This window comes from Ensifer sp. LC11 (assembly GCF_001695835.1).
Classification (GTDB): Bacteria; Pseudomonadota; Alphaproteobacteria; order Rhizobiales; family Rhizobiaceae; genus Ensifer.
Genome location: NZ_MBSO01000031.1, coordinates 1 through 15,294 on the forward strand (window position 1 = coordinate 1; position 15,294 = coordinate 15,294).

Below are 15,294 nucleotides of genomic sequence, written 5' to 3' on the forward strand. Positions count from 1 at the left end.
CCAGGCTGTCGAGCGTCACCATCTCGAGTGCGGTCTGTTCGGGAGCGGGTTTCTTCAACATAACCCAGTGAATCAAAAACCCCCGGCAAACGCCAGAGGTTTGTCAGCAGTCTGAAGGCGCGCCACCGGCGCGCCTTTTTTAATTGTATCAGCAGCGGCCTTATTCGGCCGGGCTCGCCTGCAAGGCACGGCGGGCGCGACTTTCGGCCAGCATGGCGCCGGAATAGATCACCAGCGCCGCCCAGATCAGCCCGAAGGCAATGAGCTTCGCTGTGCCGAAGGGCTCGTGGAAGACGAAGACCGCGATCAGGAAGATCATCGTCGGGGCGATGTACTGCATGATGCCGATGGTCGACAGGCGCAGGAGCTTGGCGCCGTTGGCATAGATCATCAGCGGCACGGCGGTGACGATGCCGCACGACATCAGCCAGAGGACGTCAGTCATGCCGGTGTCGCCGAAGTGCCCCTGCCCCGTTGCTTCCAGCCAGATAATGTAGCCGATCGCCGGAATGCTCAGCAGCAGAACCTCCAGGAAGAAACCCTGGTTCGGACCGACCGGCAGGGTCTTGCGGAAGAAGGCGTAGAAACCCCAGGACAGGCAGAGCCCAATCGACACCCACGGCAGGCCACCGGCGTCGAAGGCGAGCACGGCGACGGCGCTTGCAGCAAGAGCGATCGCAACCATCTGCGCCGGGTTCGGCTTTTCCTTCAGAAGCACCGCGCCGAGGAAGATCGAGAAAAGCGGGTTGATATAGTAGCCGAGCGCGGTCTCGATCGCCCGACCGGCCCCGATCGCCCAGACATAGATGCCCCAGTTGATCGTGATCAGCACCGCCGTCAGCGCCGCCATGCGCAGCATGCGCGGCGAGCGCAGCGCTACTTTGATATCGTCCGTGCGCCCGAGCCAGAGCAGAACCAGGCCGGCGAGCGGCACCGACCACACGATCCGATGCGCCACCACTTCCGGCGCCGGAATATGGGCGATCGCCTTCATGAAAAAGGGCAGGAAGCCCCAGAGCAGATAGGCGGTCAGCGCGAAGGCGAAGCCCCTCGCGGAATCGGTATTTTCGGCGGGTGCTTTTGGCTCAGCCATAACATCTTTTCCTGGTGTGTTTACCGGAGCCCTGGCGGCAACGAGCCGCTCTCCGGTCGCAACGGAAGGCGCGGCTTACCAGCCAGCGAAGCTTCCATAGAGGCGTCCTACTCCAACACCAGGTGATGCACCAATTCATTTCCGTGAAGGGACGGTAAGTTTTACTCATCAACTCTGGTGGTCGATCTCCCGGTCACCGTGCCGCCGAATGTCATTCGGCGGCAATCAGCCCGACATGGTCGCGGTTCTTGAGCAGCTTGAAGACGATGCTGTCCATCAGCGCCTGGAACGAGGCATCGATGATGTTGTCCGAAACACCGACGGTCCACCAGCGCGCGCCCGTGCCATCGGTCGATTCGATCAAGACGCGTGTAATCGCCTCGGTGCCGCCATTGAGGATACGGACCTTGTAGTCGGCCAGCTCAAGATCTTCGATTTCCGACTGATACTTGCCAAGATCCTTGCGTAGCGCCAGGTCGAGCGCGTTGACCGGCCCGTGCCCTTCGGCGACCGACATCATCGTCTCACCATCAACGACCACCTTCACTACCGCTTCCGACACCGTCTTCAGATTGCCGTTGGCATCGAAGCGGCGTTCGACCATGACCCGGAAGCTGTCGACGTGAAAGAAATCCGGCACCGTGCCGAGGATGCGACTTGCAAGCAGAGCGAAGCTCGCATCCGCCCCTTCATAGGCGTAGCCGGTCGCCTCCCGTTCCTTGACGATGGCGATCAGCTTGTCGAGCTTCGGATCGTCCTTGCTAACGATGATGCCGCGGCGTTTCAGAGCGTTGATGAAATTAGCCTTGCCGCCCTGGTCGGACACCATGACCTTGCGCAGGTTGCCGATGCTTTCGGGCGCGACGTGTTCGTAGGTGCGCGGGTCCTTCAGCAATGCGGAGGCGTGGATGCCGGCCTTGGTGGCGAAGGCAGACGCGCCGACATAAGGGGCCTGCTGGTCCGGCGAGCGATTGAGGAGCTCGTCGAAGGAATGGGCAAGCTTCGTCAGTTCCTGAAGCCGGTCGGCATCGATCGCCGTTTCGAAGCGGCTCGAATAGGTCTCTTTCAGCGCAAGCGTCGGGATCAGCGTGACGAGATTGGCATTGCCGCAGCGCTCGCCAATGCCGTTCAACGTTCCCTGGATCTGGCGTACGCCGGCCTCCACCGCGGCCAGCGAATTGGCGACCGCCTGGCCGGTATCGTTGTGGGCATGGATGCCAAGGTTGGCGCCGGGCACGCCTGCGGCGATGACAGCAGTGACGATCTCGCGCACCTCCGGCGGCTGCGTGCCGCCATTGGTATCGCAGAGCACTACCCAGCGCGCGCCGGCTTCGAACGCCGTTTTCGCGCAGGCGAGCGCATAGGCGGGATTGGCCTTGTAGCCATCAAAGAAATGCTCGCAGTCGACCATCGCCTCGCGGCCCGAGGCGACCACGGCCTCGACCGATGCACGGATGTTGTCGATATTTTCCTCGTTGGTACAGCCGAGCGCAACCGCGACATGGTAGTCCCAGCTCTTGGCGACAAGACAGATGGCGTCGCCTTTGGCGGCCAGCAGTGCTGCTAGCCCCGGATCGTTGGAGGCCGAAACGCCGGCGCGCTTGGTCATGCCGAAGGCGACGAAGGATGCCTTTCGCGTGCGCTTGCGTGCAAAGAACTCCGTATCCGTGGGATTTGCACCGGGATAGCCGCCCTCGACATAGTCCATGCCGAAGTCATCAAGCAGGCCCGCAATCGCAATCTTGTCCTCGACGGAAAAGTCGATGCCGGGCGTCTGCTGCCCGTCCCTTAGCGTCGTATCGAAGAGGTAGATGCGTTCCCTGGTCATGGCTCTCGTCCAAATGCTCGTGTTCTTACTCGGTCTTGCCGGCGTACTTGTCCGTGGCGCGGATCAGCCGGTCGAGGATCCCCGGCTCGGAATAGGCGTGCCCCGCTCCCTCGATCAGGTGGAGCTCTGATTCCGGCCAGGCTTTGTGCAGTTGCCAGGCGTATTTCGCCGGGCACGGCATGTCGTAGCGTCCGTGAATGATAACACCTGGGATGCCGTGAAGCCGATGAGCGTCCCTCAGCAATTGCCCCTCGTCCATCCAGCCGGCATTGACGAAGAAGTGGTTCTCGATCCGTGCAAAAGCGTCGGCATAATCGTCGTCGGCGAAGGGCGTGCTGGTCGACAGCTCCGGCAGCAGCGTGATTGTCTCGCCTTCCCAGATGCTCCAGGCTTTTGCGGCTGCAACGCGCGTCGCCTTTTCGTCGCTCATCAGGCGGCGATGGTAGGCGAGCATCATCTCGTGGCGCTCGTCTTCCGGGATGGGCGCAATGAAGCGCTCCCACTTGTCCGGGAACATTTCCGAGACGCCGAACTGATAATACCAGTCGAGTTCGGCCTTCGTCAGCGTGTAGATGCCGCGCAACACGAGTTCCGAAACTTGGCTGGGGTACTTCTGCGCATAGGCGAGCGCCAATGTCGATCCCCAGGAGCCGCCGAAGACCAGCCACTTCTCCACCCCAGCAACCTCACGCAGCCGCTCGATATCGGCGACGAGGTGCCAGGTGGTGTTGGCTTCGATCTCGGCATGCGGCAGAGACTTGCCGCAGCCGCGCTGGTCGAACAACGTCACGTCATAGAGGGCCGGATCGAACAGGCGGCGGTGGTTTGGCGAAATCGTGCCGCCGGGGCCGCCATGCAGGAAGACGGCCGCCTTGGCACCTGGTGTACCGACCTTTTCCCAATAGACCGTGTGACCGTCGCCGACATCGAGATGGCCCGATGCATAGGGTTCGATTTCCGGATAGAGCGTACGCAGAACAGTCGTCATTTTCAGTCTTTCGTGAGCGGCCAGTGCACGGTGTCGTAGTCCGGATGCTGGCGGTTCGATTCAAGCACGATCAGATGGCGGGTCGCCGACATTTCGGTGCCGTCATCGGTTTCCTTTTCCGGCAACCTGGCAAGTCGAGAAAACCAGATGACGCGGGACTCTACTCCGGACTGATAGACCGGCAGCACGTCGTCCGGATCATCAAGCGATCCGAGCGCAATGTTGACGAAGTCCTCGCCCGGCATGTCGTAGAACAACGGCGTGCCGCAGTCGCTGCAGAAGCCGCGACGCACCAGGTGTGACGAGCGAAACCAGGACGGCTGGCCCCGCGTGATATCGAAACTGTCGCGCGCGACATTGGCCAGCGGCATGAAATAGTTCCCAGTCGCCTTCTGGCACATGCGGCAGTGGCAGATATGCGGATCGGCAAGCGCGCCCTCGGCGCGATAGCGGACCGCGCCACACTGGCAGCCTCCGGTATAGATGCGCGCAATCGTCACCGGAATGCTCCCGAAGGGTGCCATTGCTCGGTCTCGTGGTCCGGATGCTGGAACGAGATGATGCTCTCCTGCCGGGCGTAGAAGTCCTGGTCTTCAAGCACCGGTTGCTCGAAGATGGTTTCGACCCAGGGCAACCGCGAGGCGTGGTTGACCTGGATTTTCGGCGCGAGATCGGAACGGTCGTCAAAGGTCCCGATCGCGATCTCCAGGCCTCCCGGATGCCTGTAGGTCATCGGCGTTCCGCATTTCGCGCAGAAGCCGCGGTCGATGTTGACCGAGGACTGGAAGTAACTCGGCTCGTCACGCACCCATTCGACACCAACCTTCGGCGCCGTCACCAACGCGGAGAAGAATGAGCCGAACTGTTTCTGACACATGCGGCAATGGCAGATCGACGCCCGCCCGAGTTCTCCTCGGATACGGAAGCGGACCGCGCCGCACTGACATCCACCTGTTCGAACGTTCTCGGTCATCGTCTCTCCTCCGGGGGCCAGCTTTCGGTGTCGTGGTCAGGATGCTGATAGGAAACGAGTTTTTCCAGGAATTCCAGAGCGTCCGGATCTTCCATCGTATCGACCCCGGGCAATGCCGGAATATGGTCGGCATAGGGCAGCTTGCTCTCGATGCCCCATTGAACCGTCGGCGTGATGCCTTGCGGCTCGTCGAAAGCAGCAATCGCCAGCGCCATGCCATCAGGCGCCTCATAGGTCAAAGGCGTCCCGCAGTCGCCGCAAAAGCCGCGCCATCCGAAATTGGAGGACTGGAAGCGCCTGCGCTCCCCGCGCGTCCAGGTGACATTCGCGCCACGCACCGAAACCAGCGGCAGGTAGAAATTGCCACTCGCCTTCTGGCACATGCGGCAATGGCAGACGGATGCGTCGCCGAGTTTACCCTCGACGCGGAAACGCACCGCACCGCACTGACAGCCGCCGGTGTAGTAAGGCTTGTTGTCGAGACTCATCGCAATCCCTCCTCAGCCCGGCGCATGGCAGACGGCTTCGACATTGTTGCCGTCGGGATCGAGCACGAAGGCGCCGTAGTAGTCGGGGTGATAGTGCGGACGCAGTCCCGGCTTGCCGTTGTCGCGCCCGCCAGCCGCGATCGCCGCCTCATAGAAGGCATCGACCTCGGCACGACTGCGCGCCGCAAAGGCATAGTGACGTCCCGGACCGACCGCAGCCACCTCATGCAACCAGTAGACCGGCCGCTCGCGGCCATAACCGCCGACCTTGGCGCCGCCGGTATGTTCTGCCGGCACCATCATCAAAAGCGAGGCGCCGAGCGGCGCAAAGGCCTTGTCGTAGAACGCCCGCGCCCGGTCGAAATCCGCGACGGGAATGCCTGTATGGTCGATCATCGCACCGTCTCCTCTTTCACGCCCTGACCTGCGCTGCGCCGACCAGTCGGTTACCTTTTGACGTCCCAGGTCGTGACACGCTCGCCGGTCGCCGGATCCTTGCCGTCCTTGAGCTGAACACCCCGTGCCAGGAGGTCGTCGCGGATCTTGTCGGCTTCTGCGAAGTTCTTCGCTTTCAGCAGTTCCAGACGGGTCCGCACGCGGCTGTCGATGTCGCGCACCAGCCCCTCGTCGAGTTCGACGGCCTGAGGCACCACGCCAACCAGCGTAGCGCTTGCCGCAAAGGTCCCGAGCAATTTCGGATCGGCCGAAGCCTTCTGAGCAAGCGCATGCAGCGCCTGAACCGCAGCGACGGTATTCAGGTCGTCGGCGAGCGCGGCGACGACAGCCGGATCGGCCTCGCCCATTGCGTCACCCGGCACCGGCCACTTGGAAAGCAAGTGCTCCGCTTCCTCCAGCCGCTTCACCGAGAAATCGATCGGCTCGCGGTAATGCGTCATCAGCATCGCGAGCCTCAGCACGTCGCCCGGCCACTGGCGGCCGGCGAATTTCTCCGTGTGCAGCAATTCGTAGATGGTGACGAAATTGCCTTCGGACTTCGACATCTTGCGGCCTTCGACCTGCAGGAAGCCGTTGTGCATCCAGACATTCGCCATGACCTCGGTGCCGTGGGCGCAACGGGACTGGGCGATCTCGTTTTCATGGTGCGGGAAGATGAGATCGAGCCCGCCGCCATGGATGTCGAAGACTTCGCCGAGATAGCGGCTGCTCATCGCCGAGCACTCGATGTGCCAGCCGGGGCGTCCCCTGCCCCATGGGCTATCCCAACCCGGCTCGCTGTCGGCCGAGAGCTTCCACAGCACGAAGTCGCCGGGGTTCTTCTTATGCGCCTCGACGGCGATGCGGGCGCCGGCCTGCTGTTCGTCGAGATTGCGCTTCGAAAGCTGCCCGTAGTCGGCCATTGACTTGGTGTCGAACAGCACCTCGCCGCCTGCCTGATAGGCGTGTGCCTTGGCAATGAGCTTTTCGATGATCTCAATCATCTGCGTGATGTTGTCGGTCGCCCGAGGCTGCACGTCCGGATCGAGGCAGCCGAGCGACTTGGCGTCCGCAAGAAACTGCGTTTCGGTCTTCTCCGTCACCCGCCGGATCGCTTCATTGAGCGGCAGGGTCGGATAGTCACGCAGGGCGCGCGCATTGATCTTGTCGTCGACGTCGGTGATGTTGCGCGCATAGGTCACGTGCTCAGCGCCATAGACGTGGCGCAGCAACCGAAAAAGCACGTCGAAGACGATCACTGGCCGGGCGTTGCCGATATGGGCATAGTCATAGACCGTCGGACCGCAGACATACATGCGGACGTTGTCGGGATCGATCGGCCGAAACTCGACCTTCTCCCGCGTCAGCGTGTTGTACAGCTTCAATGTCGGCGTTCCGCCCATTGCCAATCTCCAAAATGCATACGACCGTCGAATACGGCGCCCGGGGTGGCCCGCGCGTTTGTCATCTTGGATTTTAGGAGACGAAAACGGCCAGGCCAGCGGGACGCTAGCGAATAATCTTCCGGCAGATAATGCAGATAACCGTTTTCATGGGCCCACTTATCGCGCGTCGCCTGTGCTCGGTCAAGAGGTCAGCCGCATGCAAGCACAGTCAGCTATCGAAAGGGAATCGGCGGCCATGGATTTGTCATGATTAGGCTTATCTGAGAGCGCCACGCGGAGAACAGATTCGCGGTGTAGTTGGTTCTGCACCACGGGTTCCTGTTTCCGGAGAACAGGGAGGAGCGCCGTTTTCGTGTCGAAAGGCGAGAACGGCATGTATCCGGATCAGGCAAGCATCAAGGAGTGAGTGCAAGTGAAAGCCGCAAAGACCAAAGACGTCGCCAAATCCGCCAATCTCGTCGAACAGTACCGCCCGCTCGGCCTGAAGGCCGTACTCGCCGCTGCGCTGCAGGCCAAGGTGAAGCCTGCGACCAAGCTGACCAAGCGGCCCGCCTGATCCTCAGAACAGGGACATCTGTGCGTTATCGGGTTCGGCCGGCCTGCTCTTGGGTTGGGCCTCCGGCGCGACCTTGGGCGTCACCGCCTCCTGAATGTCAGGGCCGGCATTGGCAACCTTGTTGACTTTGTCGGAAACGGGGATCGCCTCGAAGTAGTCCTCCGCCGCCGGACCGAAGAGATCGACAACCTCGCGCGGCTCCTGCGTCTTGCAGTCCAGCCAGCGGGCGAAATCCTCGGGCTTGATGACCACGGGCATACGGTCATGGATCTGCCGGATCGAGGCATTGGCCGCCGTCGTCAGGATGGCGGCGGTGTCGACTTCCGAGCCATCGGCCGACGACCAGGTCTCCATCAGGCCGGCGAAAGCAACGATCCCGCCCTTGCGCGGGCGCACCCAATAGGCTTGAGACGGCTCACGGCTGCCTTTCGGTGGCCGGCGCCATTCATAAAAGCCGGAGGCCGGCACAAGCACACGCCGGTGTCGCATGGCCGTCCGGAACGAGGCCTTTTCGATGGCCGATTCGGCGCGGGCATTGATCAGCAGCGGAAAATCACGCGGGTCCTTGACCCAGCCCGGCATGAACCCCCAGCGCACGAGGACCGCCTTGCGCTCGGGCAGATTGCTGCCGGGCTGAGCGCGTTCGCCGGCAACGACGACCATGATCGGCTGGGTCGGCGCTATGTTGAAGCGCGCCGGAAAGTCGTCGCTTTCCAGCAGCGCAAACAACTCCATCAATTCTTCCGGCGTTGCCGTAAGCGCAAAACGTCCGCACATGACATCGATGTGGCACTTCACGTAGGATGGGTCAACGCTACAGAGACGATTTGATTCCCAGATGCCGACCAAACCCGAACTCGCCTCCTCCGTCATTCTCGAACGTGAGGGCCGCTACTTGCTCGTCCGACGGGCCAACCCGCCTTCGGCAGACATGTACGCCTTTCCAGGCGGGCGGGCGGAGCCCGGCGAGACGCCAGCGGAAACGGCGCTGCGTGAGCTTTTCGAAGAGACTGGCCTCAAGGCCCGCAATCCCACGCTGTTTGAAACCTACGACCTGCCCGGCAAGGAATCGGAGGGGCGGCATTTCCTGCTTTCGGTGTTCAAGGCGGAAGCCGATGCCGAAGCGGTTGCCGTCGCCAGCGACGACGCCGCCGGGCTCGGCTGGTTCACGCCCGCCGAAATCTTCGCCCTGCCGATCCCCGACAGCGTGCGCGAATGCGTGGAAAGGCTCTCGGAGATCGATATGGAATCGGCGAAAGCCGGCGGTGGTCTTGAAATCGCCGCCAATTCGGGCTTGGTGAAACCATGATCGCCGCCCCGCTCCTTGCAAGGCTCGCTCTGGCAGGTTTCGTCGTGGCAGCGGCGACCAGCGCCGCCGCGCAGAAAACGCCCGCGAAAGAACCGGCAAAGACCGAGACTGCGACCCCCGCCCCTGTTGCCGTCGAGGAAAAACCGACCCCTTACGACCAGCGGCTGATTCGGCTGTCGGAGATTCTGGGCTCCGTTCATTACCTGCGAAACCTCTGCATCAAGGAACCGGAGGATGTCTGGCGGCGTTCCATGCAGGAATTGATCGACAAAGAGACCGCCAGCGAGATCAAACGACGCGAGAGAATGACGGCTGCCTTCAACCGTGGATACCGCACTTTTGCGTCCGTTTATACGGCCTGTACAGGGCCGGCGATTGTCGCCGAGCAGCGATATCGTGCCGAAGGCGCAACACTTGCGTCAGAAATCGTCGCCCGCTTTGGAAATTAGCAATAAATTAACCTCTTTTCTCACGACCCCGTGTCGTTTCGGGAAAAGGCTGCTAAGTTCGTTAAGAGAGTGGTAAGAAGTGGCGAGTCCGTTACGGCCGTTCAGTTGGAGTTCAGCCGGACGGCCATAGAATGAACCGCTTGCACAATGGAAGTCGCATGGAACGAATGATGGAACCAAGCCTGACCGACATCGATGACATGATCGTCCACGAGAAAATGCAGGCTGCGCTCGAACATCAGAGCGAGGCCTGGGCGGACGGCATGGCCGACGGTATCGAGCCGGAAATCATCGCCGATGCGGCCATCGCACTGGCCATGCGGGAAACCGTTCGGCTTCACGGCGAAGACGGCGCCGAAGCGATGCTCAATTCGCTTCGCGAGCGCGTGCTCGCCGGCGAGTTCTCGCCCCAGCGCTCGCTTCAGTAATATCAGGACTGCCCGATGAATCGGAACCTTGCAAACCGGACCATTCCGGTTCGCCTTGCTACGCTGCTCTTGGCCGGTGTCGTCTTGACAACTCCGGTAGCGTTCTCCCCCGCCCTTGCCCTCAGTGAACTTCAGGGCGCGCCGCAACCGGTTCCCGGGGAACAGCCCGCCACCGGCGATCAGAAGGCGACGCCGCCCGTGGCTGAGCCGGTTGCAGAAGAGCCGGACGAAGAAGAGAAGCTGCCGCTCGAAATCCCGAGGCCCGATCCGCTGATCAACAAATCGGCGACGACCACCAAGGACGAAGCGCCCGCTGCGGAGGAGCCGGAGACCGTCGGGCCTGTCGAGGTTCTCACCGACGTATCCAAGATACCGGCGCCCGTCGCCCGGATGCGCGAGCTGATCGTCGAGGCGGCGGCCTCCGGCGACATCGAGCGCCTGCGCCCGCTGCTCGGCAAGGGGCCGACTCAAACGCAGGTCACCGGCGTCACCGGCGACGAAGACCCGGTGGCGATCCTGAAGGGACTCTCGGGCGACCAGGAGGGCGTCGAGATCCTGGCAATCCTGCTCGACGTGCTGTCGACCGGCTTCGTTCTGGTCGACAAGGGTACGCCTCAGGAGGCCTATGTCTGGCCCTATTTCGCGGAAAAGAAGCTGTCCACGCTGACAGCACCGGAAAAGGTCGACCTGTTCCGGCTGGTTACCGCCGGCGACTTTGCCGACATGGAAGAATTCGGCAGCTACAACTTCTACCGCGTCGGCATCATGCCTGATGGAAAGTGGAAATTCTTCATCGCCGGCGACTGATCGCCGGCGACATGCTTGCCGTTGACAGCTGAACATCCTACCTCTTCGCCAAGAGATCACGCTGACGCCAGGTCAAGTCGACCTGGATCGCGGATGCGTGATCAGTTTCTAGGTTAGAGCGGGCTCTCCCGCCGAGCAGGATTCGAACAATGCCCAGAGTTCGCCTCGACGACCGCGCGCTTGTCGCCGTCTCCGGCAAGGACGCGGAAGACCTCCTTCAAGGGTTGATTACCACCGATCTCGACCTGCTTTCGCCCGACGAGGCGCGGCCCGGTGCGCTTTTGACGCCGCAGGGCAAGATCCTGTTCGACTTCCTGATTTCCCGCAACGGCGATGGATTCTGGCTCGAGACGGCGCGCGATCAGGCAGAAGCGCTCTTGAAGAGACTGACGATGTACAAGCTGCGCTCGGCCGTCGAACTGTCGCTCGACGGGCCCGCCGTTTCTGTCATATTCGATGAAGCGGCACCGGATGGTGCCTTTCGGGATCACCGTTTCGAGAAGGCCGGGATTTCACTTTTCCGGGCCTATGGCGATGCAGCCGGCGATACGGCCGGTGTCGAAGCACTCGAGCAGCTTCGCATCGCAGCGGGCATCGCGGCTGCCGGCGCCGATTATGCGGCACAAGATGCCTTTCCGCATGACGTTCTCTTGGACAAGAACGGCGGCCTGTCCTTCAAGAAGGGCTGCTATGTCGGCCAGGAAGTGGTGTCACGCATGCAGCACCGCAGCGCGCCGCGCCGCCGGGTGGTGATCGTCACGGCTCAAACCGTTCTGCCCCCGACAGGCACGGTGATCACCGCGAATGACAAGGCGATCGGCACGCTCGGGACGGTTCAGGGCAGGTCGGCGCTGGCGATCGTGCGCATCGACAAGGCCGGCGAAGCCATGGCAAACGGAACCCCGCTCCTTGCCGGCGACGTGGCTGTAACCATGGTTCTGCCTGAATGGACCGGGCTTACCTTTCCGACGAGTGCGGACGAGGCAAGCGCGTGACGACGACCCGTGCCTGGCAGCGCATGCTTTCCGGCCGAAGGCTGGACCTGCTCGACCCCTCACCGCTCGATGTCGAAATCAGCGACATTGCCCACGGCCTGGCCCGCGTCGCGCGCTGGAACGGGCAAACCGCCGGCGACCACGCCTTCTCGGTCGCCCAGCACAGCCTGATGGTCGAAGACATTTTTCGCCGCAGCAACAAATGCAGCACCGACGACTGCCTGCTGGCCCTTCTGCATGACGCGCCGGAATATGTGATTGGCGACATGATCTCTCCGTTCAAGGCGGTGGTCGGCGGCGGCTACAAGTCGGTGGAGAAGCGGCTGGAGAGCGCCATCCACCTGCGCTTCGGTCTGCCGGCGCATTGCTCCAAGGAGCTGAAGGACCGCATCAAGAAGGCCGATCATGTCGCCGCCTACTTCGAGGCGACGGTTCTGGCCGGCTTCTCCGTCGAAGAGGCGCGCAAGTTCTTCGGCCAGCCACGCGGCATCACGCGCGAGGGCCTGCTGATCGACCCCTTGCCGGCGGTGGAAGCACAGCGGCTGTTCACCGAGCGCTTTCTCGCGCTGGAAGCGCAGCGCCTGCCGGTGAGCGCGGACATCTGACATGCCCGACATCATCGTTTCTCCGCTTGCCCGCATGGCCGAAATGGCCGTCCGACACGGCTGCACGGAGATGATCAGCCTCGTTGCCAAGGGCCAGGATTTTCATCGGCCCGGCGTGATCGCCAAGGCACGGCATCTGACGCTTGGCATGAACGACATCACCTTCGCCGGCACCGGTGATCTGGTGGCGCCGCAGGAAGACCACGTCCGGCAAATCATTGCCTTTGCCCGCGAATGGGACCGCGCGCGGCCGCTGCTTGTTCATTGCTGGATGGGCGTTTCCCGTTCGCCCGCCGCAGCGCTCATCGCGGCGCTGGCGACGGAGCCAGACCAGGATGACACCGCGCTGGTGCAGCGTTTGCGGCACGCCTCGCCCTTTGCGACGCCGAACTCCCGGCTCGTGGAGATCGGCGATGCCGTGCTTGAGCGCAACGGGCGGCTGATCGCCGCTGTCCGCGCGATCGGTCGAGGCGCGGACACCGACGGCAATGCGCCCTTCGTCCTGCCGCTTCTCGCCGAAGGAGCAGCTGTTGCCAATTGAGACACAGCCGACGACCGTCGAAATCGGCCTTAATGCCGCGATCGTTGCGGTCGTTCACCGCAGCCCACGCATTCTCGCCGTCAGCGAAACGGACGGAGACGCGCGCGACAGTTTGCCCTTCGGCCCCTTTGACCCGGCCCGGCACCGCACATTCGAAACGAGCCTGCGCGACCGCGTCGAAAAGCGCACTGCGCTCAAGCTCGGCTATATCGAGCAGCTCTACACTTTCGGCGATCGCGGCCGCCAGCGGCTCCCGGGCGAGGAAGGCAAGCACATGGTCTCGGTCGGTTATCTGGCGCTGACAAGAACCGATGCCGAGAACACGGAACGGCTTGCGGAGGCCGGCGCGCATTGGCGCGACTGGTACGGTTATCTGCCTTGGGAAGATTGGCGGCAGGGCCGCCCGGCCGTGCTCGACCAGACAATCCTGCCAGCGCTTGCGCGCTGGGAATCCGGCGACGAAAGGGTCGCCCCCGTCGCGCCGCGCCGGGCACGTATCCGCCTCGCTTTCGGCCTTGATGATTTTCCCTGGGACGAGGAGCGCGTGCTGGAACGGTACGAGTTGCTCTATGAGGCGGGCCTTGTGCCCGAAGCCGCAATCGACGGCCATGGCAACGGCCAGCAGGTCTTAAGCGCCGGACAGGCGATGCGTCACGACCACCGGCGCATCGTCGCAACCGCGATCGCCAGGCTGCGGGGCAAGATCAAATATCGGCCTGTTGTCTTCGAACTGATGCCGCCGGAGTTCACGTTGACGGACCTGCAGGCAACGGTGGAAGCGATCTCGGGGCGCCACCTGCACAAGCAGAATTTCCGCCGCCTCGTCGAAGGCGCAGAACTGGTGGAGCCGACAGGCATGACGCTTTCGTCGACCGGCGGGCGCCCCGCCGCGCTCTTTCGTTTTCGCCGTCAGATCCTGGACGAACGTCCTGCCCCGGGGCTCAAGGTCGGCGGGCGATAATTGCGGATCACCGCTGCTGAAAATCGGCGCTGCGTCTAACAGATCGCAAAATTTGCACTACATTCTCTAGGCTATGGCGCGGACGCGCCCACCGCGACGCAAACGTTCCCTGCTTCCGCACCGCTTATGACCGAGGTGACAACCATGCTGCTCGCATTGACCCTGCTTACGTCGCTGCTCGGCACCTCGCCCCAATCGGGTATCGATGAGAAGCCGAAGATGCCGGACTATTTCAAGAACTCGCAGCCCGGCGGCTCGCAGCCGCAGACCACCATCTGCAATCTCAACAGCCAGGATTCGAACGGACAGTTCAAGACCTGCCGCTACGACTGCGGCACGCAGATCACTGTCGGCGATCGTTTCTCTTGCCCGTTCATCATGCAGCGTTGAGTGTCGGGCTTGAGCAGTTCCGGACGGAAAACCGCTTCGCACTTTTCCTGGAACTGCTTCCCTTGAAGCACGCAGTTCCGGACGGAAAACCGCTTCGCACTTTTCCTGGAACTGCTTCGGCTTGCTAGCGCCCGATCACCACGTCAAGGCCGATATCGAGCGTCGGGGCAGCCATGGTGATCTTCGAGGTCGAGATGTAGTCGACGCCGCTCTCGGCGATCGCCCGCACCGTGTCGATCTTGACGTTGCCGGAGGCTTCGAGGCGGGTGCGACGGGGATCGTGGGCATAGGCGTCGGCGGAAAGCCGCCAGTGCGCCCGGTTGACCTCAACGGCCTCGCGAAGCGGATCCGGGCCCATATTGTCGAGCAGGATCACGTCGGGTGCAGCGGTTAGTGCCTCGCGCATCTGGTCGAGGCCATCGACCTCGATCTCGATCTTGACCAAATGACCGCAATAGGCGCGCGCTGCGTGGATTGCGCTGGCAACGCCGCCGGTAACGGCGATGTGGTTGTCCTTGATCAGCACCGCGTCATCGAGCCCGTAGCGATGGTTGGAGCCACCGCCGAGGCGCACGGCATATTTCTCAAGCGCACGCAGCCCCGGGATCGTCTTGCGGGTACAGCAAACCTTCGCACGCGTATGGGCGATCTCGTCGGCGAATGTCGCCGTATAGGTGGCAATGCCCGAGAGATGCATGAGGAAGTTCAGCCCGACACGCTCGGCCGAAAGCAGGCCGCGGGCACGACCCGATATACGGGCAATCGCCGTTCCCGGTGCCACCCGGTCGCCGTCAGCGACGAGCGCCTCGAAGCGGATCGACGGGTCGACCAGCCGGAAGGCTGCACGGGCGAGATCAAGCCCGGCGACAATGCCCGCATCGCGGACATTCATGCCGGCCGTCGCCGTCAATTCCGGTCCGATCGTCGACAACGTGGTGATGTCGCCGGCACGGCCGAGGTCCTCGATCAGCGCCGCGCGTACCTGGTCTTCGATCATCAGCGCGGGCAGTTCGGGGCGGAGGGCTGCGGTCATCTGCTATTC

At 62.6% G+C, this 15,294-nt stretch carries 20 protein-coding genes; 10 read left to right on the forward strand and 10 right to left on the reverse strand.

Annotated elements, in window-relative coordinates:
• Positions 1-160: 160 nt before the first annotated feature.
• From rarD to cysS, 8 genes are all read right to left on the reverse strand, one after another.
• Positions 161-1,093: an EamA family transporter RarD gene (gene rarD, locus BBX50_RS20570; protein WP_065777190.1), complete on the reverse strand. Its 933-nt coding sequence runs from the start codon at positions 1,091-1,093 to the stop codon at positions 161-163.
• A 211-nt stretch (positions 1,094-1,304) separates the two neighbouring features.
• Positions 1,305-2,921, reverse strand: a complete 1,617-nt coding sequence (cimA, locus tag BBX50_RS20575) for a citramalate synthase (protein WP_065777191.1) — start codon at positions 2,919-2,921, stop codon at positions 1,305-1,307.
• Positions 2,922-2,946: 25 nt separating this feature from the next.
• Entirely contained in the window at positions 2,947-3,909 is a 963-nt protein-coding gene (gene pip, locus BBX50_RS20580) for a prolyl aminopeptidase (protein ID WP_065777192.1), read from the reverse strand.
• Positions 3,910-3,911: 2 nt separating this feature from the next.
• Positions 3,912-4,433: a GFA family protein gene (locus BBX50_RS20585; RefSeq protein ID WP_065777193.1), complete on the reverse strand. Its 522-nt coding sequence runs from the start codon at positions 4,431-4,433 to the stop codon at positions 3,912-3,914.
• Entirely contained in the window at positions 4,406-4,882 is a 477-nt protein-coding gene (locus tag BBX50_RS20590) for a GFA family protein (protein ID WP_065777194.1), read from the reverse strand. The genes BBX50_RS20585 and BBX50_RS20590 overlap by 28 nt, the downstream gene beginning before the upstream one ends.
• The gene (locus BBX50_RS20595; protein WP_065777195.1) at positions 4,879-5,370 is read right to left on the reverse strand and encodes a GFA family protein; all 492 of its coding nucleotides are present in this window, start codon (positions 5,368-5,370) and stop codon (positions 4,879-4,881) included. The genes BBX50_RS20590 and BBX50_RS20595 overlap by 4 nt, the downstream gene beginning before the upstream one ends.
• A gap of 12 nt (positions 5,371-5,382) precedes the next feature.
• Positions 5,383-5,766 carry a VOC family protein gene (locus tag BBX50_RS20600; RefSeq protein WP_065777196.1) on the reverse strand — a complete coding sequence of 128 codons (384 nt, stop codon included), beginning with the start codon at positions 5,764-5,766 and terminating at the stop codon, positions 5,383-5,385.
• A 50-nt stretch (positions 5,767-5,816) separates the two neighbouring features.
• Positions 5,817-7,208: a cysteine--tRNA ligase gene (cysS, locus tag BBX50_RS20605; protein ID WP_065777197.1), complete on the reverse strand. Its 1,392-nt coding sequence runs from the start codon at positions 7,206-7,208 to the stop codon at positions 5,817-5,819.
• 415 nt (positions 7,209-7,623) lie between these two features.
• Here cysS and BBX50_RS30560 point away from each other — a divergent pair, with 415 nt between their 5' ends.
• Complete coding sequence (locus BBX50_RS30560; protein ID WP_176707620.1) at positions 7,624-7,767, forward strand: hypothetical protein; 144 nt, start codon at positions 7,624-7,626, stop codon at positions 7,765-7,767.
• Positions 7,768-7,770: 3 nt separating this feature from the next.
• Here BBX50_RS30560 and BBX50_RS20610 read toward each other — a convergent pair whose 3' ends face one another.
• Positions 7,771-8,544 carry an SOS response-associated peptidase gene (locus BBX50_RS20610; protein WP_065777240.1) on the reverse strand — a complete coding sequence of 258 codons (774 nt, stop codon included), beginning with the start codon at positions 8,542-8,544 and terminating at the stop codon, positions 7,771-7,773.
• Positions 8,545-8,605: 61 nt separating this feature from the next.
• On the opposite strand from BBX50_RS20610, the gene BBX50_RS20615 reads away from it, so the two are divergent.
• The 9 genes from BBX50_RS20615 to BBX50_RS20655 all read left to right on the forward strand — a co-directional run bounded on the left by BBX50_RS20615 (position 8,606) and on the right by BBX50_RS20655 (position 14,252).
• Positions 8,606-9,076 carry an NUDIX domain-containing protein gene (locus tag BBX50_RS20615; RefSeq protein WP_065777198.1) on the forward strand — a complete coding sequence of 157 codons (471 nt, stop codon included), beginning with the start codon at positions 8,606-8,608 and terminating at the stop codon, positions 9,074-9,076.
• Positions 9,073-9,525, forward strand: coding sequence for a TIGR02301 family protein (locus BBX50_RS20620; protein ID WP_065777199.1), 453 nt, complete (start codon positions 9,073-9,075; stop codon positions 9,523-9,525). The genes BBX50_RS20615 and BBX50_RS20620 overlap by 4 nt, the downstream gene beginning before the upstream one ends.
• Positions 9,526-9,683: 158 nt before the next feature.
• Positions 9,684-9,953, forward strand: coding sequence for a hypothetical protein (locus tag BBX50_RS20625; protein WP_139108556.1), 270 nt, complete (start codon positions 9,684-9,686; stop codon positions 9,951-9,953).
• Positions 9,954-9,968: 15 nt separating this feature from the next.
• Positions 9,969-10,760: a hypothetical protein gene (locus tag BBX50_RS20630; protein WP_065777200.1), complete on the forward strand. Its 792-nt coding sequence runs from the start codon at positions 9,969-9,971 to the stop codon at positions 10,758-10,760.
• A gap of 149 nt (positions 10,761-10,909) precedes the next feature.
• A complete protein-coding gene (locus BBX50_RS20635; RefSeq protein WP_065777201.1) occupies positions 10,910-11,755 on the forward strand; it encodes a folate-binding protein YgfZ in 846 nt (281 codons plus the stop codon).
• Positions 11,752-12,360, forward strand: coding sequence for an HD family hydrolase (locus BBX50_RS20640; protein WP_065777202.1), 609 nt, complete (start codon positions 11,752-11,754; stop codon positions 12,358-12,360). The genes BBX50_RS20635 and BBX50_RS20640 overlap by 4 nt, the downstream gene beginning before the upstream one ends.
• Position 12,361: 1 nt before the next feature.
• Positions 12,362-12,901 carry a tyrosine phosphatase family protein gene (locus tag BBX50_RS20645; RefSeq protein ID WP_065777203.1) on the forward strand — a complete coding sequence of 180 codons (540 nt, stop codon included), beginning with the start codon at positions 12,362-12,364 and terminating at the stop codon, positions 12,899-12,901.
• Positions 12,849-13,862, forward strand: coding sequence for an NAD regulator (locus BBX50_RS20650; RefSeq protein WP_065777204.1), 1,014 nt, complete (start codon positions 12,849-12,851; stop codon positions 13,860-13,862). Before BBX50_RS20645 ends, BBX50_RS20650 begins: the two co-directional genes overlap by 53 nt.
• Before the next feature lie 144 nt (positions 13,863-14,006).
• Entirely contained in the window at positions 14,007-14,252 is a 246-nt protein-coding gene (locus tag BBX50_RS20655; RefSeq protein WP_139108558.1) for a hypothetical protein, read from the forward strand.
• Positions 14,253-14,376: 124 nt separating this feature from the next.
• Here the strand turns inward: BBX50_RS20655 and nadC are convergent, their stop codons facing one another.
• On the reverse strand, positions 14,377-15,285 hold the full coding sequence (gene nadC / locus BBX50_RS20660) for a carboxylating nicotinate-nucleotide diphosphorylase (RefSeq protein WP_065777206.1): 909 nt from the start codon (positions 15,283-15,285) through the stop codon (positions 14,377-14,379).
• Between the last annotated feature and the right edge of the window lie 9 nt (positions 15,286-15,294).